Below are 21,430 nucleotides of genomic sequence, written 5' to 3'. Positions count from 1 at the left end.
TCGTCGGGTCACGCGTCTTCATGAGGGAGTAGGGTCGCAAGCATGCCTCGGTTGGACATCGACACGCGCAGGACGCAGCTCATCGACGCTGCCATCCGCATCGCGCTCCGTGACGGCCTCGACAACACGACGGTGCGGCGCATCGCGACGGAGGCGGGTGTCTCGCTCGGAACGGTGCACTACTGCTTCGACAACAAGCGGGCCCTGCTCGAAGCAGTCGTCGAGACCCTCCTTCAGCGTGAGGTCGACGTAGCCGAGTTCGACCTGCCCGACGGCGCCACCCCCGTCGACGCCATCAAGCAAGCCTTCCGGTACTACTGGACCTTGAGTGGTGCCCAGACCGAGCGGCAGCGCCTGGTCTACGAACTGGTGGCCTACCTCGTGCGCCAGGAGGCTCCGGGTCCGCAGCTCGCGCAACGCATCTTCGCGAACAAATACGAGGTCGTGCGCGGCTTCGTCGAACTGTTCCAGAAGAAGGGGGAGGCCGAACTCGGTCTGCCCGCCGATGTCATCGCCCGGATGACTGTTGCCATGACGGACGGCGTCGCTCTCGCGTGGCTCGCGGACGGGGATGACGAGAAGGCCCTCGAGGTTCTCGACAGCTTTGCAGAGATTCTCGCGAGGACCCAGACGTGACCTCCGTGTTCGACGCCCCCATCGATGCAGGTGAGGGGCCGCAGTTCGTCGTCGATCAAGGCGTGCTGCGTGAGAACTTCGAGAAGTTGCGTCGCGCCGCCGACGGTGTGCCGCTCCGGCTCGCGAGCAAGTCGGTGCGCGTGCGCTCGATCCTCGAATGGGGCCTCGAGCAGGACGGGGTCTGCGGTCTGCTCGTCTACTCGGCGGCCGAGGCGCTCTGGCTCGTCGAGAACGGCGCCCACGACGTCGTCATCGCCTACCCGAGTGTTGACGTGGCGACGATGGCGATGGTTGCGCAGAACGACACCGCCCGCCGCGAGATCACGTTCATGGTGGACCTTCCCGAGCACCTCGAGATGATCGGGCGGATCGGACGCGAGCACGGGTGCGAGTTGCGTGTGAGCCTCGACGTCGACGCGTCCCTGCGGATCGGACGCCTCTCACTCGGCGTCCACCGATCGTCGGTGCACACCGCCGAAGAGGCCGGAGAATTCGCGCGCCTCGCCTCCGAGACCGAGGGTGTGCGCCTCGTCGGCATCATGATGTACGAGGCCCAGGTGGCCGGCGTCGCCGACGCCACCCCCGTGCACCGACTCATCAAGCGCCGCTCCGTGCAGGAGCTGGAGGTGCGTCGCGGTGCGGTGCGTCGGGCCGTCGAGCAATACGCCGACCTCGAGTTCGTCAACGGTGGCGGAACCGGCTCGGTGCACCTGACCGGAAACGACGGTGTCGTCACCGACATCGCTGTGGGCTCCGGACTGTTCACCTCGACGTTCTTCGACAACTACCGCGATCTGACCACCAAGGCGGCCGCTTACTTCGTCTCGCCGGTCGTGCGGCGTCCGTCCGAATCCGTCGTCGTCACGTTCAGCGGCGGCTACCTCGCCTCCGGTGTCGGTAACTCGTCGCGTATGCCCACCCCGGTGTGGCCCGAGGGGTTGCGCTATTTCGGTCAGGAGGGCCCGGGCGAGGTGCAGACCCCGTTGCGTGGCCCCGGAACGCGTGGGCTCGCGATCGGCGACAACGTCTGGTTCCGCCACACCAAGGCGGGCGAGGCGTGCGAGCGTTTCGACACCGTTCACGTCGTGGAGGGTGGGCGCGTCATCGAGACGGTGCCCACGTATCGAGGGGAGGGCAAGAACTTTGGCTGAGTGGAGCAACTGGGCGGGCAACGTCACGGCGACGCCGTCACGCGTCGTCTCGCCGAGCGATACTGCCGCGATAGCGGAGCTCGTGCGTGAGAGTACTGCGGCTGGACGCAAGGTTCGCCCCGTCGGTGCCGGCCACTCGTTCACTCCCATCGCGCAGCCGGTCGACACCCAGGTGCGTCTCGACGCGATGTCGGGCATCGTCTCGGTCGACGAAGCGACGAACCGCGTGCGCGTCAAGGCGGGCACCCACCTGTACGAGCTCGTCAACCTGCTCGCCGACCGCGGCCTCGCGCTCGCGAACATGGGTGACATCGACCGTCAGACGATCTCCGGCGCCGTCTCCACCTCGACGCACGGCACGGGCCTCGCGTGGACCGGCTTCGGCGGCACTGTCGTCGGCGGCGAGATGGTCACCGGCACCGGCGACGTGCTGCGCTGGAGCGAGGGCGGCGAGAACAGCGACCTCGTGCCGGCGCTCGGCGTCACGCTCGGAGCACTCGGTGTGCTCACCGAGGTGGAGCTGCAGTGCGTGCCCGCGTTCACCCTCTCGGCCGTCGAGCGTCCCTCGACGATGACCGAGGAACTCGCCGTGCTCCCCGCGACCCTCGCCGAGACCGATCACTACGAGTTCTACTGGTTCCCGCACACCGACAAGGTGATGACGAAGCGGAACACGCGCGGCGCCGGCGATGCCCCGACGAAGCCGTTGGCGCAGTGGCGCCACAAGCTCGACGACGAGTTCCTCTCCAACACGCTCTTCGACGCGATCTGCCGCCTGAGCGTCGCTCGCCCGAACCTCACGCGCCGCATCAACAACGTCTCGGCGCGGGCCCTCTCGGCGCGAGAGTTCAGCGACGTCAGCCACAGCGTCTACGCCTCACCGCGCACCGTGCGTTTCCGCGAGTCGGAGATGGCTGTGCCGGTCGAGGCGGCCGAGTCGATCCTGCGTGATCTTCAGGCCTGGGTGGAGCGCACCAACGAGCCTGTCGCCTTCCCCGTCGAGGTGCGCTGGACGGCCGGCGACGACCGCTGGATGTCGACCGCCTACGGCCGCGAGAGCTGCTACATCGCCATCCACCACTACGTGAAGGCCGACCACCGGACGTACTTCAAGTACTTCTGGGACATGGCGCGCGCTCACGAGGCGCGCCCGCACTGGGGCAAGATGCACGACTACGACGCTGAGTACCTGCGCACCGTCTACCCGAAGTTCGACGACTTCGTGGCGCTGCGCGAGCGCTTCGACCCGCAGCGGGTCTTCACGAACGCCTACCTCGACCAGGTGCTCGGCGCCTGACGCTGACCTCAGGTTCTCCGGCCGGCCCCGCCTCGACCTCGGTCTAGGTGGGGGCGGCCGCTGACGTCTCCAGGGGCGTCGCGCGGCGCGCTCGCCGGGTTCGCCGGGCTTGGGCGAGGGAGTCAGCCGTGAGGACGACGAGGGCGATCCAGACGAGGCCGAAGCCCACCCAGCGTCCGGCGCTCATCATCTCGCCGAGCACGAGCACGCCGCACAGCAGCTGTATGACCGGCGTCATGAACTGCAGGAGCCCGATCGTCGAGAGTGGGATACGGCGCGCTGCGGCGGCGAAGAGCAGCAGCGGGATGGCGGTGGCGACGCCCGACAGGGCGAGCAGCACGGGGTGCCACGAGCCGTTACCGGACCACGTGCTGCGCCCCGTGGCGCCGAGCCACACGAGCATGACCGCCGCGAACGGAGCAAGGACGACCGTTTCTGCGGTGAGCCCCTCGAGCGCGGTGAGGCGCCCGCCGACACGCTTCTTCATCAGCCCGTACGCCGCGAAGCTGAGGGCGAGGCCGACGGAGATCCACGGCGGGCTGCCGTAGTCGACGGCGAGGTACACGCAGGCGATGACACCGATGGCTACGGCGAGCCACTGCATCCTACGTAGCTTCTCGCCGAGCACGAGCACCCCCAGCATGACGGTGACGAGCGGGTTGAGGAAGTAGCCGAGCGCGGCTTCGGTGACGTGTCCCGTCGTCACGGCGAGGACGTAGACGACCCAGTTGATCGCGATGAGCACCGCTGCGATCGAGATGGCGCCGAGGCGTTTGAGATCGCCGAACAGGCTCCTGAGGAAGCCGAGATGACGTGTGACGCCGAGCAGGACGAGGCACAGCAGGAGCGTCCACAGGATGCGGTGGGCGAGGATCTCCCACGGCCCGGCAGGGATGAGGGCGTGGAAGTAGAGCGGGAACATGCCCCACGCGAGGTACGCGAGGAAGCCGTAGAGCGTGCCCTTGCGTGTCTCGTCCTCGTTGCTCACGAAGCCCGTCCCTTCATCACCCCGTCGCTCCGGTTTCGGGGCGCGACCTCATTCGATCACGCCGCCCGAACCGGCCGACGGGGGTGTTCACGCTGCGGCCTCAGCCGTCCTGCTCGCGCAGACGGTGACGCAGCCCGGAGGCGCGCAGGATCGGCGTCTCCACAGCGAGTTCGACGGCCTCACGCGTGCCGACGACGGTGAGGCGCTCTGTCGCTCGGGTGAGAGCCGTGTAGAGCATCTCGCGGGTGAGCAGGCGCGAGCCGACCGGCGGCACGATGACGGTGACGTGCTCGGCCTGGCTTCCCTGGGCCTTGTGCACGGTCATGGCGTGCATCGTCTCGAGGTCGCCCAGGCGCCACGGCGAGAACGTGCGCACGCCGGAGGCGGTTTCCATCGCGGCCACGAGCGCGGTGCCCTGGCGGATGATGACGCCGCTGTCGCCGTTGAAGAGCCCGAGGGCGCGGTCGTTCTTCGTCACGATGACCGGGCGCCCCACGTACATGGCGTACGGCGTGACGTCGGGGAACCGCTCGGCGAGGGCGTTCTCGATGAGACGGTTCCACCGCGCCACACCGAACGGCCCGGTGCGGTGCGCCGCGAGGAGCCGACTTGCGCGAAGCTGCGCGACAGCCGCCTCTGCGTTGCCCGTGGCCGCGACCTCGCGCAGCCGGGAAGCGGCCTCGACGAGGTGAGGCAGCATCGTGAGGTCGGGGGCGTCGGTCTCGAGGAACTCGACGCCGTCGTCCGGGCTGTCGATGGCTGCGAGCACACGCTCCGAGGACGGCGGGACAGTTCCTTCGCCGCCGTCGGGATGGTCGCCGGTCGGCTGCGCGAAGGCCTCCGCCACCGCTGCGCGACCCTGCGTGAGGCGGTGGTGCGTGGCGAGCCGGATCACTCCGGTGTCGAGCCCGGCGACGAGGTCGCCGAGCACGGAACCCGCCTCGACGCTCGCGAGCTGGTCCGGGTCGCCGACGAGCACGAGGCGCGTGTTCGGCCCGAGCGCTTCGAGCAGGCGTGCCATGAGGCTGAGCGAGATCATCGACGCCTCGTCCACGACGACGACATCGTGCGGGAGCGGATTGCCCCGACCGTGGACGAACCGTTGGGAGTTGGTGCGGTCGTAGCCGAGCAACCGGTGGAGCGTGAGCGCGTCGTTGTCGGCGAGCACGTCCGCTTCGCGCAGCGATTCGGCCATGCGTGCCGCGGCCTTGCCCGTGGGGGCAGCGAGTGCGATGCGTGTCGCGTCGCCGAGGGCTGCTCGGGCGGCCACGAGCATCGCAGCGACCGTGTAGGTCTTACCCATGCCGGGACCACCGGTGAGGACTGTCGTTGCGGACGTGAGTGCCGAGTCCACTGCGGCGCGTTGGGCGTCGTCGAGGGCGCCCCCTTCGAGAGCCGCACCTGCGCGCCGGAGAGCGTCGTCGTCGACGGGCGCAACACCGCGTGAGCGCAGGAGACCGGCGACGATCACCTCGTCGCGGAAGTAGCGATCGAGGTACGCCAAGCCGTACTCGAGGTGCACGACACCCTGCCCGACGAGGGGACCGGTGCGCAGGTCGTCTGCCAGCTGGTGCGACGACGGTGGCGCGACGATGTCGGCGAGCGTGATGGTCGGTGCCTCGGTGTCGTCGTCGAGCGAACGGTCCCGTTCGGGTGTGAGGCGGCCGATTTCGTCGAGTGCGAGCGCGCTGGAGCCCTCGCGCACGGCGCGCACGGTCAGCGCGAGCGTGGCGATCTGCCACGTGTCGGTCGGCGCGTCGACGAGCCGGGCGACGCGGCTCGCGACAAGGGCATCGCCCTCGGTGACGAACGCCGCCGCCCTGAGCGTTTCGAGCGGAGTGCCGTTCGGTGTGTCGCCGCCCGGCTCTGCGGAACGCTCGCCGGGTGTGGTCGGCAGCTGCGTGTCGGTCATCGGACACCACCTGCCCGTACCCCGTCGACGGCGTCGGACAGCGCGACGACGAGTGTCGCCGGCGGCCGCCAGGTGAAGACTCCGCACGGCGTGCCGTTCTCGCGCGGCGTGTCGGGGCCGGCCATGCCACGGACGTAGAGGTACATCACGCCTCCGAGATGCTCGTCGGGGTTGTAGCCGGGCAGCCGCCAACGCAGGTAGCGGTGCAGCACGACGGAGTACAGGATCGCCTGCAGCGGATACGACGAGTGGTTCATCGCCTCGACGAGCCGCGACGGCGCGTAGTCGGCCAGCGTCAGCGCCGCGTCGACATCGCCGAGTCGGTTGGTCTTGTAGTCGACGACGAAGTAGCGGCCACCATGACGGAAGGTGAGGTCGATCGAACCCGTGAGGTAGCCGCGCAGGAGCTCATCGCCGAGTGCCGAGGTATCGAGCTGATCCGCATAGGTGCGCAGGGGGTCGCCTTCGTCGAGGTGCTCGCGCAGGAGCGGAGCGAAAGCGCGCAACGTCGATGACGGGTGGGGCTCCTCGCCGCCGGAGAGAGGGAGCTCGAAGTCCATCTCGGGCAGTCGATCGGTGGAGACGATGTCCCGCAGCGTCACGTCGTCGGCCAGGGGGCCGAAGGGCGTGTCCATGACGGCGACGAGGGCGTCGGCGAGTGACTCGACCTCGACATCCGCGGGCCAGCGCATCTGCTGCTCGAGGATGTGGGCCCGCAGCTCGTCGCGCAGGTCCGCGGCCTGGAAGTCAGCCTCCTCGAGCACGCCGTGGACGAGGGAACCGAACGTCGCGCCCATCGGCTGATTCGCCATGGGGGAGGAGATCTCGCTGCCCGGCATGTCCGGGGACGGCGGCGTCGCGAGTTCGACGTCGGCGTCCTCGTCGAGGCGGACGGCGAGGTGCTCGGGTTCGCTTGTCACATCACCGAGGGCGGCGAGTTCGTCGGCGGCCTCACCGGCGGCGGAGAGCGCCGAGTAGGACGTACGGCGCCAGGCGCGATCGACGTCCGCGTCGTCGAAGGTGTTCACCGCAAGCCGCGCGTCACCCCGCCTGACCGTGATGTGCGGAGGAACGGTGTTGGGGTCGATTTCATGGACGGTGAACGCGCCGTGCTTCGCCCAAGCGGCAAAGACCTCGCGGACCCGGTCCACCTTGGGGGTGCCGTTCTGTTCCGTGGTGGTGAGCCACTTCTCGGATGCTCCGTCGGCGCGCTCCTGAAGGAGCGCATCGAGGGCCTCGGGGCCGTTGGCCTGCCCGAAGAGCAACCGGTGCAGGGCGCTCTTGGACGTGTTCTGCTTCGTGCCGGCCCACCACAGGACGAGGCCGCTCTGCGCCCGCGTCATCGCGACGTACGCCAGACGCATCTCCTCCCCGGTGTTCTCCTCCGTGGCCTCGGGAGCGTTCACCGTCGCGGGGTCGAAGGACAGCTCCCGGCGGTTGTTGCGGTGCACGACCCCCGGAGTCTTGGTCGGCTGGTCGTGCCGGTCCCACAGCGTCGGGGCCAGAACGATGGGGTATTGCAGACCCTTGCTGCTGTGGATGGTCGACAACGTGACGGCGAGGGCGTCGGAGTCGAGGCGCATGATGCGTGCGTCGGCGGTTGCTTTGGCGTCCTGTGTGCTCTGCTCCTGCAGCCAGGCGACGAGCGAGGAGATGCCTGCCTGGGCCGACATCTGCCGGGCCGCGAGCAACTGGGCGCAGTGTTCGATGTCGGTGACGTCGCGTTCTCCGCCGGTGCGGCGCAGGAGGCGGGCGAGCATGCCGCGCGCACGTAGCGCGTCGACGATGCCAGGAACGCCGCCGGAATGGAACCGCGCCAGCAACATGGCGACGAGTTCGGCTGCCTCGTCGACACCCGAGTCGTCGATCGCGTCGAGGCGCTCGGCGGACCACCCGACGAGCGGCGTGAGGCAGGCGGCCCTGACCCGCTCGGGGCGGTGCGGCTGCTCGAGTGCCATGAGCAGTTCGAGCCACCACTGGCCGGCGGAGCTTCGCAGCACCGACTCGCTCGACATCATGACCGCCGGAATGCCCAATTCGCGCAGGTACTCGCGCACTTCGACGAGCTGATTGTTGGTACGGCACAGGACGGCCAGGTGATGGGGAGCGAGGGGCTCACCGTCGAACGTCGTTCCCCCGGCGAGAAGCTGCGCGGCCCTCGCTGCGACGTCGCGCAGGACGATGGAGCGGGCCAGCCCGACGGCCAGCCCGGCCTCGGGAACCCAGCGCAGTTCGACGGGGGCGTCAGCCTGCCCTGGCTGTCCGCCGAGGCGTGAGGTGTGCTGGGCCGCGCCGACGCGGTGCGTCACGATGCCGGGTGAGAGCTGGACACCAGCCATCAGTGTCTGCAGGCTCTCGACGAGCGGAGCGTCGCTGCGGTAGTTCGTCGGCAGCGTGAAGGAGTTGACGGCCGTTTTCGCTGCCGACAGGTATGTCTGTACGTCGCCACCGCGGAAGGCGTAGATGGCCTGTTTCGGGTCGCCGACGAGGATGAGTGAGCGGCCCTTCTCGCCGAATGCGCGGGAGAAGACCTCCCACTGGACCGGGTCGGTGTCCTGGAACTCGTCGACGAGGACGACGCTCCAGCGCTCCCTCATGCGATCACATGCGGGGGAATTCTCGTCGTTGAGCGCCGAGCGCAGCTGGGAGAGCAGGTCGTCGTACTCGAGGATGCCGCCGCGGCGCTTGCGGCGTGCGTACTCCTCCCGCACGGCACGGCTGAAGGCGATCGCGGTCTCGAGGTGCGCCGGCGGCGGAACCGGGCCGATCTCTGCGGTGCTGTTGTCCAGCGTGGCCTTCGCGTATTTTTGTGTTTCCTCGTAGTCGAGGGTGAAGTTCGCTTCCTTGCTGAACCGGAGGAAGACGTCGTCGACCACCTCCTGGCGCAGGGTCTCGGTGTCCTCGACGAGCGTGGCGTACGGGTCCGAGTCGCCCGCGACGCCCAGACTCTTGAGCACGTAATGGCAGAACTGGTGGATCGTCGCGATGGTGGCGGAGTCGAACGTTGCGAGCGCTCGGGCCAGACGGGCCCGGCGCTGATCCACCGCCTCGGCGCCGCCGCCGCGCAGCGCCGTGACGAGTTCGTCGTCGTCATCGCCGGCTGGTGCGCCGAGGCGGTGCAGCGTGTCCTCGAGCTGGCCGCGGACGCGTTCACGCAGTTCCTGGCTCGCGGCGCGCGAGAACGTGACGACGAGAAGCTCGTCGAGGGGGAGTTCCTCCTCGGCCACGAGCCGGGTGACGAGCGCGGCGAGGGTCCACGTCTTGCCCGTGCCGGCGCTGGCTTCGATGAGTGTGGTGCCCTCCGGGATGGGAGCGGTGATGCTGAACGGCTGCATGACGTTCGGCACTGTGTCGGGCAGCGCGGGCTGGTATCCGCTCATGACGAGAGCTCCTGACGGTGGTCGACGATGGGGCCCCACAGGCGCGGCGCCAGCAGCGTGAAGCGCCCCTCCGCGTCCAGGCGAGCGAGGCTGGCTCGCCCCTCGAAGACACGGCTCCACCACTCGTTGGCGTCTTCCCGGGTGTACTCGTAGCTGCTCTCCCACTCCCAACGAGCCTTCATGAGGCCGCGCTCCACGGCCTTCGCCTCGTTCGGGTTGGCGCTGCGCATCGCGGCACGGTAGCCCTCCACGTACGCAAGGCCGGTCTTGGCCGGGACCGGTAACGGAGCGCGCAGCCCGTAGCCGCGGTTGAGGACGAGTGAGACGAGGCTCTCGCGCGCTTCGGCCGAGTCGACCGTGAGAACGCAGGAACCGCTTCTTCCGCGAACCGCAGCCCGCCAGGTTCGGTCGGGGAAGCAGGCGGCCAGGGCGAGCACTTTGACCCACCCCGAAGCGAGGTGCCGGGCGTTGACGCTGCCGTAGTTGACCACCTGGATCTCGTCGCCGATGACCCCCGGCACCACACCGGTGAGACGCACCGAGGTGCTGGGCGCGCCCTCGGCGCTCGGCGGCAGGGCGAGATCGAGGTGGATGTCGTGCGACGTGCGGTCGCCCGGGGGGAGACCCTCGAGAACGCCACGCACCTGCCTCTCGATGGTGGCCGCGTCGTCGCGGCCCGCCTTGAGAAGGTCCGGAGGCAGACTGCCTCGGCGCCTCTCGTCGGCCAGCGCACGATCCAGAGCTCGGCCGGAGAGCACCTGGCGCAGAACGCGGTCACCGACGGCCCACTTTTCAAGGGGATCGAGTTGGATCGGTAGACCGTCCTCGACTTCCTCGGCCTCGTAGGTGACGCCGATCTGCAGGCGCGAGCGCAGGAAGGTGCGTGCAGGGTTCTCGAGGAACGACGTGAGGTCGTCGAGTGTGACGTCGGTCGGGGGTGCGGGCGCGAGCGGTTCGGAGAGCAACGCCGGGCGGGGCAGAGGGTCGGCGTGGAACTCGCGCAGGGCCCGGGCTCCCTGGAGCGCGGCGATGTCGTAGGAACCGCCGGGCAGGGGGGAGGCCTCGACGAAGTTGCGTTCGTCGAACGCCTGAAGGGGGTGCAGGTGCTCGAACGGCGCCCCCTCGTCCGCACTCTGGGCCGTGTTCTGGGCAGGGGATTCGCCCGTGCCGGTCCGAGCGGCCGCCGAGATGATCTCCTGCAGCGGGACGGCCGGTGGGCGGCGGGTGCCGTCACGCTCGTCGAAGCCGGAGTAGAACGCGATGAAGTGCTGCTGTGCCGCCATGAGGGCGTCGAGCAGGAGCTGCCGGTCCTCACTGCGGGCATCGCGTTCGCCGACGAGTGGGTGGCGGGCCAGCACGTCGTCGCCGTCGACGACCTGAGCGCGCGGGAACGTGTCGTCGTCGAGACCGAGCAGGACGACGGCCTTGTGCGGCACCGAGCGCATGGGCGTGAGCGTGCAGACACTGACGGCCCCGTTGCGGAAGTTGCTGCGCGTGCGGCGCGGACCCCAGCGCTGCTCCAGCATGACGCGCACATCGGTGATGCGAAGCGCGGCACCCGATGCGGAGCCGGTTTCGAGGAACGACAGTTCGCGTTCGAACTCGGCGCGCTGCCAGGCCATGTCATGAGCGGGTGCAGCTACGGCGAGCACGTTGCGCCGCAGCCACGCGAACCACTCCTCGGGAGTGAAGCTCGCCCGCGGCAGGGCGGGGTCGACGGCGCTCACGCGGCGGATCTCCCACGCCGCTTCGCTCACCTTCGTGAGGAGGGCGACGAAGGCCTCGGCGACGGCGATGTCGGAGCTTCCGAGATCGTCGACCGGGACGAATTGCGACGCCGCCGCGTCCGTGTCAGCGCTCATGGCGACGCCCAGGGCCAGCCGGTCGAGGGCCTGCGCCCAGGTGTTGTTCTCGAGGCCGCCGAGGCTGTACTCGCCGCGATGCTGGGCATCGAGACCCCAGCGAGCCTCCGTCGTGCGGACCCACCGGGCGATGCGTTCGAGCGCGTCGGTGTCGAAGCCGAACTTCTCGGCCACCGCGGGGAGCCCCGCGAAGTCGAGCACCTGCGAGGCGGTGACGCGGCTCGTCACGAGTTCGACGAGACGCTGCGCGGCTTCGGCCAGCGGGTTGGTGGCCGAAACGGCGCGGTCCGCCAGTTGCACGCGTAGACGCCGGCCGGGGTGGTGGTCGTGCTCGTCGACGGCCGCGAACGTGGCCTTGATGAGCGGTGCGTACGTTTCCACGTCGGGGCACATGACGACGATGTCGCGCGGCTCGAGATTGCCGCCCTCGGCGCTCACGAGCCACAGGAGCGTCTCGCGCAGTGCTTCGACCTGACGGGCAGCGCCGTGGCACACGTGGATCTGCACCGAGCGATCGTCTTCGGGCACGCTCGGCACCGACGACGGCGCTCGGTCGGCGCGGATGTCGTCCTGCATGAGAGCGAGGCGGGTCGGCGTCGCCCGAGAGGCGTCGCGACTCTCCCCACCGCCAGAATCGGTGGCATCGACGACACTGCGTGCGAGCAGAGCCGCCTCGACCTCACGGATGTCACGGCCCAACGTGGCGAGCAGCGGATGCGCGGCCGCCTCGGCGCTCGCATCATCTCGGCGGGCGACGATGCCCTGCGGGTTCTCGGCCAGCGCGGCCCAGAGGGCCGGGCTCGGGTGCGGCAGCCACACGTGGACATCGCACACCTGCCCGAGGGCCTCGAGCAGGTCGAGCATGGCGGCCGGCATGCGCGTGTAGCCGAAGAAGGAGACGCGTTCCGGCAGGTCGCTCGGCGCCGTGCCCGCCCGCAGATCGGCGAGGGTGCGGTCGAGGCGCTGGACGGGGGAGGCGTCGGCGCTGCCACATGCCAGGACGCGCTCGACCACGGTGCGCCACAGCGGGGCCTGCCACGCGAGATCAGGATCGACGAGGTCGTTCTCGCGGCCCGCCTCCCAAGCACGCATGAGCTCGGGGCGGTCGTCGGCATACCGGGCGAACAGGCCGGCCACACGGCGCGCCACCGCGTAACGGCGCGACTGCCGGGCACGGTGCCACCACGGATCCTCACCCGCCCGCACCGCATCGGCACCGAGATGCCGCGCCAGAGCCTCGAAGCCCGAGCGTGAGACGCACTCGTCCATGGCTGCGAGCACCGCCCACGCGAGGCGGTCGGGGTGCCACGGATCGTCGTTCTCCCGCCCCAACAGGAGCGAGATGAAGGTGTGCGGTGTGCGCACGTCGATCCCCGCGCAGACGCCGTCGTCACCGAGCGTGGCGCCGAGGCGGTGCGAGAGCCGCTGCGTCAGCCAGCGTTCGACGCCGGCCGAGGGAGCGACGACGAGCTCGCGGGCGAACACGTCGAGCGGTGCCTCGGCGAGCAGCTGCGCGAGCTGGTCGGCGAGGGCCGTGGGATCGTCACGACGATGCAGGATGAGGGCCACGTCGCGACACTAACGCGAGCCTCCGACAACCGCGCCGTTGCGCGAAAAACCTCCGCTCGAACGGTCTGGTGAACCACGGGCGCCTCGAGCCGGGCGGAGGGACGGCGCGTATGGTGCCACGCCCGATGTGTCTCACTGTGAAGACACGCACTCCCAGCCTTTCCACCCCCGGCGAGTCGGCTCGTTAGGCTAGCCTGGTGAATTCCGAACTCCTGGGCTACCTCGTGGTGCTCGGCGTCACCCTCGGGGGCGTCGGTCTCTTCACGGCTGCCATGGTGGTTCGTCGAGTTCTGGCACCGCGAGCTCCGAGCGGGGCGAAGCTCGCCACGTACGAGTCGGGAGTCGACCCGAGCGGCGGCGACTGGCAGCAGTCGGGCTTCCGCTACGTGGCGTACGCGTTCCTCTATGTCGTCTTCGCGGTCGACGCCGTCTACCTCTTCCCGTGGGCGCTCGTGCTGCGCACCTCCGGGCTCGGCGTCGCTTCGGTCGTCGAGATGGGCATCTTCATCCTCGTGCTTCTCGTCGGTCTGGCCCACGCCGCCCGTCGCGGCGTCCTGAGCTGGCTGTGAGGCGGGTGATCCGATGACGACCGATCTGCCCATGCCCACCGTGCGTCCGAGCGTCGGCGCCGTTCAGGAACACGTTCCCAAGCCGATGCGCCTCGTCCTCAACTGGGGTCGCCGGTACTCGCTGTGGGTCTTCAACTTCGGGCTCGCCTGCTGCGCCATCGAATTCATCGCCGGGTCGATGTCGCGTCACGACTTCATCCGCCTCGGTGTCATCCCGTTCGCTCCCGGCCCGCGGCAGGCCGACCTCATGGTCGTCTCCGGCACGGTGACCGACAAGATGGCTCCTGCCGTGCGGCGCCTCTACGACCAGATGCCCGAGCCGAAGTACGTCATCAGCTTCGGTGCGTGCTCGAACTCAGGTGGGCCGTACTGGGATTCGTACTCCGTGACGAAGGGCGTCGACCAGCTCGTGCCCGTTGACGTCTACGTGCCCGGCTGCCCGCCGCGCCCTGAGGCGCTGCTGCAGGGCATCGTCACGCTCCAGAACCAGATCGCCGAGGAGAAGGTGAGCAGCGAGGGCATCCTCGCCCGCCTCAACCCGTTCGCCGGCCGGGGGCGCACCGCCGCGTCGGTGCAGCGCCCCCTCGTGACGAAGCCCGCCGCACCCGAGGCGGAGACGGTGGCAGAGCCCGCGAAGGAAGGTGGGGCCACCGAGTCGAAGGCAACGCCCGAGCCCGCACCTGCGGACGCCAAGCCCGCAGGCAAGGCGAATCTCAGCGACGACGAGCGCGCCGCCCGCATCGCGGAAGCCCGCCGCAAGGCGCGAGAGCGCAAGGCGGAGAAGGACACCTCGCCGGCCGCCGGGGAAGGCGCGAGCGACAACGGCGGCAAGCCCGCCGCGAAGACCGACCTCTCCGACGACGAGCGTGCGGCCCGCATCGCGGAGGCTCGTCGCAAGGCGCGTGAGCGCAAGGCCGAGCAGGAGAAGGCAGCACAGTCAGGCGGTACCGAGGAAACAGCCGCCGACGTGGCCAAGCCGGCCTCGAAGGCCGACGCTCCAGACGACGAGCGCGCCGCCCGCATCGCCGAGGCGCGCCGTAGGGCGCGTGAGCGCAAGGCGGAACAGGAGAAGGCTGCGCAGACGGGCGACCTCGAAAAGGCCCCCGACAAGGCACCGACGACGAAGGCCGACATCTCTGACGACGAGCGGGCCGCCCGCATCGCCGAGGCCCGCCGTAAGGCACGCGAACGTCGCGCCGCCGAGCAGGCGAAGACCGACGAGACCAAGGCGGGGACCAAAACGGAGCAGGCGAAGACCGACGAGGATGGTGAGGGATGACGCGCGACGTCCCCACCCACGACATCGAGACGTCCGACTGGGTCGAAGCCCATGAGCGTCTGCGCTCGGAGGGCTTCACGTTTTTCGACTTCCTCACCGCCGTCGACGAGAGCGACCGTGGCGAATCCGGTCCCTCCGACGGCAAGCCCGCGGGCTTCGACATCGTCACGCACCTGTACGACATCGCCGGCGGCGCTCGCCGCAGCATCCTCATGCGCACGCGCCTCGAAGTCGACGACCACGGTGCGGGCGCCCCGAGTATCGCCAGCCTCACCGGGCTGTGGCGCGGCGCGGCCTGGCACGAGCGCGAGACCTTCGAGATGTTCGGCATCGACTTCGCCGGCTTCGACGACGGCACCGGGCAGGGCGTGCGCAAGCTCCTGCTGCCCGCGAGTTTCACCGGTACGCCGCTGCGCAAGTCGTTCGTCCTCACGGCGCGTGCGAGCAAGGAGTGGCCGGGCATCAAGGATCCCGGTGAGTCCGGCGGCCGCGCGGGCGCCTCGAAGCGTCGCAAGGTCATGGCCCCCGGCGTGCCCGACGAGACGTGGGGGCCGCGATGAGCGTCCTCGAGATCGTCCTGCGTAGCGTCGCCGTGCTCGTGTGCTTCATGGTGCTGCCGCTCGTGCTCGGTCAGGCCGAGCACAAGGTGATGGCCCACATGCAGGGGCGCCTCGGCCCGATGAAGGCCGGTGGCTTCCACGGATGGGCGCAGCTCATCGCTGACGGTGTGAAGTTCGCGCAGAAGGAGGACATCGTTCCTCGCGCCGCCGACAAGCCGGTCTTCCGCCTGGCGCCTGCAGTCTCGATGTTCAGCTACCTGCTCGCCCTCGTCGCCATCCCGTTCACGCCGTCCACCGTGGCCGGCGACCTGCCAGCATCGCTCGTCTACGTGCTGGCCGTTTCCGGCATCGGCACTGTGGCGACGCTCATGGCCGGCTTCGGTTCGGGCAACAAGTACGCGATGCTCGGCGCGTTCCGTTCCGCCGCTCAGCTCGTCAGCTACGAGGTGCCGCTCATCCTCGCGTGCGCGTCGTTCGCGATGGCGGCAGGGTCGCTCTCGATCGGCGGCATCGTACACGCCTGGCACCCGATCTGGCTGCTGTGGCAGCTGCCCGGTGCGATCGTGCTGCTCATCGCGGCCACCGCCGAACTGCAGCGCCCGCCGTTCGACATGCCCGTGGCCGACTCCGAGGTCGTCATGGGTGCGATGACGGAGTACACGGGCCTGCGCTTCGCGCTGTTCCTGCTGTCCGAGTACGCGGGCATCGTCGTCATGTCGGCGCTGTTCGCCGCGCTCTACCTCGGCGGGTGGAACGGTCCGTTCGACGGGGCGCTCGGCTTCGTCTGGATGCTGCTCAAGACCGCCGCCGTCGCGTTCGTCGTCCTGTGGGTGCGCATGAGCTGGCCGCGCCTGCGCGAGGACCAACTGCAGCGCTTCGCGTGGTTCTTCCTCGTTCCCCTTGCCCTGTTCCAGTTGGCTCTCACCGCGGCAGGAGTGATCTACACCGCATGACCGAGCAGAACGCGAACCACGACCACGGCGAGCACGTGCACGAGCACGCTCACCACGTCCACGACCTGCCCGCCTCGGGCCGCGAGAAGGGGCCGATCCGCGGCCTTCTTTCCGGAATGGCCACGACGGCGCGCACCATGACGAAGAAGACGTCGACGCGTCAGTACCCGGACGAGAAGCCGGACCTGCCGCCGCGTAGTCGCGGCGTCATCGCGCTGCTCGAGGAGAACTGCACGGCGTGCATGCTCTGTGCGCGCGAGTGCCCCGACTGGTGCCTCTACATCGACTCGCACAAGGAGACGATTCCCAGCGAGACGCCGGGTGGGCGTGATCGTCAGCGCAACGTCGTCGACCGCTTCGCCATCGATTTCTCACTGTGCATGTACTGCGGCATCTGCATCGAGGTGTGCCCGTTCGACGCGCTCTTCTGGAGCCCGGAGTTCGAGTACGCCTCCGGCGACATCCGCGACCTGCTCCACGAGAAGGAGCAGCTCGGCGAGTGGATGCGCACGGTTCCGGCCCCGCCCGACCTCGACGAGCGTGCCCCCGAGGCGCCCGAGGTCGCAGCGGCGAGCAAGCCCCCACGGGTGGCGCGCCGGAACGTGACGAAGTGACCCGAGCCAACGCGACGACGACGAAAGGAGTGAGCCCATGACCGTGCACGACGCCCTCTTCGGCTGCCTCGGCCTCATCAGTGCCGTGTCGGCCGTCTGCGCCGTAACGACGCGTCAGCTCGTACACGCCGCGCTGTGGCTCACCCTGTGTATGACGACGTTGTCGGGCTGCTACCTCGTGCTCGGCGCCGAACTCGTCGCGCTCGTGCAGCTGCTCGTCTACGTCGGTGCCGTCGTCGTGCTCGTGTTGTTCGCCGTCATGTTGACGCGCGCTCCCATCGGCAAGAGCGCCGATCACGACGTGCCGATGGCCGGCCGGATGGTGGCCCTCGTCATTTCCGCAGCCACCGGTGGCCTGCTCTTCGCCGCCTTCGTGGCAGCCTTCGGGTCGCAGCAGGTCGGCCTCGACGGCGGAACGAACGCCAACCTCGCCGCCAACCTCTTCGGCCGCTTCGCCTGGCCGTTCGAGGTGCTCTCGCTCGTGCTGCTCGCCGCGCTCGTCGGCGCCCTCGCGATGATCGGCACGCGCAAGGACGGTGGCTCGAAGTGATCCACCTCCTCCTGCCCTTCGCACTCGCCGCCGTGCTCGCCGGTTCGGGCGTCTACGGCGTGCTGGCGCGCCGGAACGCGGTGCTCATGCTCGTCGGGGTCGAACTGATCCTCGCCTCGGCGAGCCTCATCCTCGTCACGATGAGCACGACCCTTCCCGACGACGCCGCAGCAGGGCAGATCCTCACGATCTTCGTCATCACGCTCGCCGCCGCCGAGGTGACGCTCGCGCTCGGCATCATCCTGGCCGCGTTCCGACTGCGCGGGCACATCGACCTCACCGAGCGCCTCGACGATGACGCGGCCCACGCGCCCGTCGACGACCGGACCGACGGGCGGGTGACGTCGTGACCGCACACCTCGCGCAGGCCGCCGTCGCCGTCCCGCTGCTCGGCGCGGTGCTGGCTTTCCTCCTGGGGCGCCGTAACGCCGGCGCCTACGCGCTCGCGGCCCTCGGCACGCTCGGTGGCCTCGTCGCGGCGATTCTGCTCGTCGCGCAGCAGCTCACGACGCCGGTCGCCCAGCACCTCGTCACCGTCGGGTCCCTGCCGCTCGGGCCCGCGCTCAAGGCGCCGCTCGAACTGCGGGTGACACCGACCGGCGCGCTCATCGCGGCCGTCGCGCTCTTCGTCGCGACGTGCGTCCAGATGTTCGCGCGCTGGTACCTGTTCTCCGACCCGCGCTACCGCTCGTTCGCCGCCACGGTCTCCGCCTTCACCGCCGCCATGGTGCTCGTCGTCCTCTCCGACGACGTGCTGCTCACCCTCGTCGGCTGGGAGGTCATGGCCTGGTGCTCCTACCTGCTCATCGGCCACGAGAGCAACCAGCCGGGCCCGCGCCGCGCCGCGCTCAAGGCGTTCCTCGTCACGCGCGTGGCCGACGCGCCGCTCGTCGTCGGCCTCGCCGGCCTCGCCATGGGTGCGCGCACGACGCGCATCAGCGAGGTCGTCACGGCCTGGAGCACCTCGAACCTCGACGCCCACGGCACCCTGCGCCTCGTTCTTCTGCTCGGCCTCGTGTGCGGTGTGCTCGGCAAGTCCGCACAGCTTCCGTTCACCGACTGGCTGCCCGACGCCATGGAGGGCCCGACGCCCGCGTCGGCACTCATCCACGCCGCGACGATGGTGGCCGCGGGCACCGTCGTCCTCGCCCAGTTCCTGCCGCTCTTGGCCGCCGAACCGACGGCCCGTCTCACCCTCGTCATCGTCGCCGGCGCGACGTCCGTGTTCGCTGCGGTGAGCGCGTTCGCGCAGGTCGACATCAAGCGGCTGCTCGCGTGGTCGACGATCAGCCAGGTCGGCCTCATGCTCCTCGGCCTCGGCGCGCTGGCCCCGGGCGAGGGCGCCGACGCCGCGCTCCTGCACCTCGTCGGTCACGCCTTCTTCAAGTCGCTGTTGTTCCTGCTCGTCGGCTGGCTCGCGGTGGTCGTCGGCTCCACGCTCGTCACCCGGATGACGGGCGCAACCCGTCGGCTGCCCAAGACCTTCGTCCCCGTGACCCTCGCCCTGTTCACGATGGCCGGCCTGCCGCCGACCGTCGCGTTCGTCTCGAAGGACGCGATGCTCGAGAACGCCGTGCGCTCCCAGAGCGACGGACACGTCGAGGGACTCGTCGGCTTCATCATGCTCGCGCTCATCATCGTCGGCACCGCCGCGTACTCGGCCCGCGCGTGGCTCATCCTGCAGCACCGCACCGTCCTCGAACGGCGTGGTGAACGTCAGGTGCTCACTGACTCCCACACGGTGCGTGACGTCGACATCGTCGAGATGCTGCGCAGCACTCCGGAGGTCAACGAGTTCGGTGACGAGATCGACCCGATCGAGGAGATCGAGGAGATCGAGGAGGACGAGGTGCTGCCGCGCCCGGGCGTCTCGGTGCGCCTCGCGCTGTGGCTGCTCGTGCTCGGGGGAGTGTTCGGCGGGCTCCTCGCCTTCACGCGGCTGTTCGACATCGACACGAGTCACCTCAACCTCGCCATGATGGGCGCCTCGGTACTGCTCATCGTCGCCACCGGCCTCGTCGTGCGCATCATGTCGCTCGGCCAGCTCTACGGTGACGCCGCCCGTCGCCTGCCGCGCCACATCCCGCTGGCCGCCTCGCGAGGGTTCGGTGTCGAGACGCTCTACCGCACTCTCGTGACGCGTCCCGTGCTCGCGCTGGCTCGCGGCGTCCACCGCCTCGACTCGGGTGTCGACGCCGCTGCGACGCGCGCGCCCGGTGCCCTCGCCCGCGCCGGCAAGGCTCTCGACGGCGTCCACGGACGACGTCCCGCGACAGGCCTGTCGTGGGTGATCGTCGGCGTCGTCATCGCTTCGATCCTGGGGGTGACGCTGTGGTGAGCCTCGTTCTGCTCGCGGCCGTGGCGGTGCCGCTCGGCGTCGGTGCCGCCCTCATGGCGGGCGACCGACTCGGACGCCCTGTCGGTCACACCGGCGCCTGGGCCGTCGCGATGCTCGCGAGCGTCGTCACCCTCGCCGCGTGCGTCGCGGCCGTCGTCACGGACGCCCACATCGACAAGCCGTGGGTGCCCGGTCTCGGAATGCGCCTCCACCTGGCCACCGACGGCATCAGCGCTCCGCTCGTCATCCTCGCGGCGGCCGTGACGCTGCTGGCCGTCGCCGTCAGTTCCCGCCAGCGCCCGAAGGGCACACCCGGGCTGTTCTACGGCTGCCTGCTCGTCGTGCTCGGTGGTGCCGTCGCGGCGTTCAGTGTCCGTGACGCGGTTGCGTTCTTCATCGCCTTCGAAGTCGTTCTCGTGCCGATGTGGGTCCTCATCGACCGCTTCGGTGACGCCGCGGCCGACCGCCGTCGTGCCGGGTGGATGTTCGTTCTCTACACCGTCGGCGGCTCGATGTTCATGCTCGCCGGCATCCTCCTGCTCGTTGTCTCGGCGGGCACGAGCGACCTCGAACGGCTCGCCGGTGGTGCGGCTGCCGCACTGCCGTTCCCCATCGCGATGACGGCGGGCGTGCTGCTCACGCTCGGCCTCGCCGTCAAGGTGCCGCTCATCGGTGTTCACTCGTGGCTGCCGCGGGCTCACACGGCCGCCCCGACGGCCGGCTCGATGCTCCTGGCTGCTGTCCTGCTCAAGCTCGGCACGTACGGCTTCATCCGTCTCGTCGTCCTGCCGCTGCCCGTCGCGTGGCGCACGATCGCCCCCGTCATCGCGGTTCTTGCGGTGGTCGGCATCGTCGTCGGGGGGCTCGTTTGCCTCGTCGAACGCGACCTCAAGCGCCTCGTGGCGTGGTCGTCGATCGCGCACATGGGCTTCGTCATGCTTGCGCTCGCAGCCGGTCAGCAGATCGGTCTGCAGGCTGCGCTGTACGGCAACATCGCACACGGCGTCATCTCCGCGCTCCTGTTCGCCGTCGTCGGCGCGCTCAAGGCGCGTCGCGGTGCGGTGGACGTCGACGAACCGATGGTCGGCTTGCGTAACAGCGATCCGCGGCTCGGTTTCGCCCTCGTCGTCGGCACCGCCGCAGCCATCGGCCTGCCCGGTCTCGCCGGCTTCTGGGGTGAGATCCTCGCGCTGTTCGCTGCCTGGGGTGCTCCGCACCGCCCGGGCGCCCTGTTCCACGTCCTGACGGCAGCGGCCGCGTTCGGCGCCGTTCTCGCTGCGGCCTACGGCGTGCGTGTGCTGCGTGCGGTGTGGGCCGGGGAGCGCGCGCCCGAGGCCGCTGACGCCACGCTCGGCACGAGCGACGGGGCCACCCCGGCGTCCACCGCCGGTGAGCACGCCGAGGCGAGCGCCTCTGTGGCCACCGAGCGGGTCGTCGGTCTCGAATGGCTCGCCATCGGCGTGCTCGTGGCGGCCGTCTTCGTCCTCGGCCTTGCGCCGACGCTGCTCATGAACGTGGCGGACGCCGACCTGCCGCGGCTGCTCGGAGGCCTCAAGTGAAGATTTCCTTCGACGCCCTCGCACTCGCTCCCGCCGTCGTGCCGATGGTGGGTGCCCTTCTCGTGCTCCTCGTCGACGTCGTTCTGCCCGGGCGAGCCCGCCTCCCGTGGGTGCTCGCCGTCCTGGCGTGTCTCGGCGGCCTCGGCGCACTTATCGTCGGTGGCGGGGCCGGCGGGGCCGCCCCCCGCCCGGGGGGCGCCGCGGGGGGCGGGG

At 69.8% G+C, this 21,430-nt stretch carries 15 protein-coding genes and 2 pseudogenes; 13 read left to right on the top strand and 4 right to left on the bottom strand.

Going from position 1 to position 21,430, the window contains the following annotated elements:
- The first annotated feature begins 42 nt into the window (after positions 1-42).
- The 3 genes from K9D12_RS07295 to K9D12_RS07285 are packed head-to-tail and all read left to right on the top strand — an operon-like array spanning position 43 to position 3,084.
- The gene (locus K9D12_RS07295; RefSeq protein ID WP_223059831.1) at positions 43-636 is read left to right on the top strand and encodes a TetR/AcrR family transcriptional regulator; all 594 of its coding nucleotides are present in this window, start codon (positions 43-45) and stop codon (positions 634-636) included.
- On the top strand, positions 633-1,787 hold the full coding sequence (locus K9D12_RS07290) for an alanine racemase (RefSeq protein WP_223059830.1): 1,155 nt from the start codon (positions 633-635) through the stop codon (positions 1,785-1,787). Before K9D12_RS07295 ends, K9D12_RS07290 begins: the two co-directional genes overlap by 4 nt.
- Positions 1,780-3,084, top strand: a complete 1,305-nt coding sequence (locus K9D12_RS07285; RefSeq protein WP_223059829.1) for a D-arabinono-1,4-lactone oxidase — start codon at positions 1,780-1,782, stop codon at positions 3,082-3,084. Before K9D12_RS07290 ends, K9D12_RS07285 begins: the two co-directional genes overlap by 8 nt.
- Before the next feature lie 43 nt (positions 3,085-3,127).
- On the opposite strand, the gene rarD is transcribed toward K9D12_RS07285, so the two are convergent.
- From rarD to recC, 4 genes are all read right to left on the bottom strand, one after another.
- Entirely contained in the window at positions 3,128-4,006 is an 879-nt protein-coding gene (rarD, locus tag K9D12_RS07280; RefSeq protein WP_225911059.1) for an EamA family transporter RarD, read from the bottom strand.
- Between the two features lie 166 nt (positions 4,007-4,172).
- Entirely contained in the window at positions 4,173-5,984 is a 1,812-nt protein-coding gene (locus K9D12_RS07275; RefSeq protein ID WP_187035948.1) for an AAA family ATPase, read from the bottom strand.
- Positions 5,981-9,364, bottom strand: coding sequence for a UvrD-helicase domain-containing protein (locus tag K9D12_RS07270; RefSeq protein WP_223059827.1), 3,384 nt, complete (start codon positions 9,362-9,364; stop codon positions 5,981-5,983). Before K9D12_RS07270 ends, K9D12_RS07275 begins: the two co-directional genes overlap by 4 nt.
- Positions 9,361-12,795, bottom strand: coding sequence for an exodeoxyribonuclease V subunit gamma (gene recC / locus K9D12_RS07265; RefSeq protein WP_223059826.1), 3,435 nt, complete (start codon positions 12,793-12,795; stop codon positions 9,361-9,363). Before recC ends, K9D12_RS07270 begins: the two co-directional genes overlap by 4 nt.
- Before the next feature lie 197 nt (positions 12,796-12,992).
- Here recC and K9D12_RS07260 point away from each other — a divergent pair, with 197 nt between their 5' ends.
- The 10 genes and pseudogenes from K9D12_RS07260 to K9D12_RS07215 all read left to right on the top strand — a co-directional run.
- Positions 12,993-13,364 carry an NADH-quinone oxidoreductase subunit A gene (locus K9D12_RS07260; protein ID WP_223059825.1) on the top strand — a complete coding sequence of 124 codons (372 nt, stop codon included), beginning with the start codon at positions 12,993-12,995 and terminating at the stop codon, positions 13,362-13,364.
- A gap of 13 nt (positions 13,365-13,377) precedes the next feature.
- Positions 13,378-13,866: pseudogene (locus K9D12_RS07255) on the top strand (NADH-quinone oxidoreductase subunit B); the annotation flags it as partial.
- A gap of 773 nt (positions 13,867-14,639) precedes the next feature.
- Complete coding sequence (locus tag K9D12_RS07250) at positions 14,640-15,203, top strand: NADH-quinone oxidoreductase subunit C (RefSeq protein WP_223059824.1); 564 nt, start codon at positions 14,640-14,642, stop codon at positions 15,201-15,203.
- On the top strand, positions 15,200-16,156 hold the full coding sequence (locus tag K9D12_RS07245) for a complex I subunit 1 family protein (RefSeq protein ID WP_047311067.1): 957 nt from the start codon (positions 15,200-15,202) through the stop codon (positions 16,154-16,156). Before K9D12_RS07250 ends, K9D12_RS07245 begins: the two co-directional genes overlap by 4 nt.
- Entirely contained in the window at positions 16,153-16,770 is a 618-nt protein-coding gene (locus K9D12_RS07240) for an NADH-quinone oxidoreductase subunit I (protein WP_082128608.1), read from the top strand. Before K9D12_RS07245 ends, K9D12_RS07240 begins: the two co-directional genes overlap by 4 nt.
- 37 nt (positions 16,771-16,807) lie before the next feature.
- Positions 16,808-17,320: an NADH-quinone oxidoreductase subunit J gene (locus tag K9D12_RS07235; RefSeq protein WP_223059823.1), complete on the top strand. Its 513-nt coding sequence runs from the start codon at positions 16,808-16,810 to the stop codon at positions 17,318-17,320.
- Positions 17,317-17,670 (top strand): NADH-quinone oxidoreductase subunit NuoK, encoded by a 354-nt coding sequence (gene nuoK, locus K9D12_RS07230; RefSeq protein ID WP_047310431.1) that lies wholly within the window; start codon positions 17,317-17,319, stop codon positions 17,668-17,670. Before K9D12_RS07235 ends, nuoK begins: the two co-directional genes overlap by 4 nt.
- Positions 17,667-19,658 (top strand): NADH-quinone oxidoreductase subunit L, encoded by a 1,992-nt coding sequence (locus K9D12_RS07225; RefSeq protein WP_223059822.1) that lies wholly within the window; start codon positions 17,667-17,669, stop codon positions 19,656-19,658. Before nuoK ends, K9D12_RS07225 begins: the two co-directional genes overlap by 4 nt.
- On the top strand, positions 19,655-21,217 hold the full coding sequence (locus K9D12_RS07220; RefSeq protein ID WP_223059821.1) for an NADH-quinone oxidoreductase subunit M: 1,563 nt from the start codon (positions 19,655-19,657) through the stop codon (positions 21,215-21,217). Before K9D12_RS07225 ends, K9D12_RS07220 begins: the two co-directional genes overlap by 4 nt.
- A pseudogene (locus K9D12_RS07215) lies at positions 21,214-21,430 on the top strand (hypothetical protein); the annotation flags it as partial. The gene K9D12_RS07220 and the pseudogene K9D12_RS07215, both read left to right, overlap by 4 nt.

Origin of the sequence: Dermacoccus sp. Tok2021, from assembly GCF_019895135.1 — a bacterium.
GTDB lineage: Bacteria > Actinomycetota > Actinomycetes > Actinomycetales > Dermatophilaceae > Dermacoccus > Dermacoccus abyssi.
The sequence above is the reverse complement of the archived record's forward strand: the minus strand, read 5'-3'. Positions and strand labels throughout refer to the sequence as shown.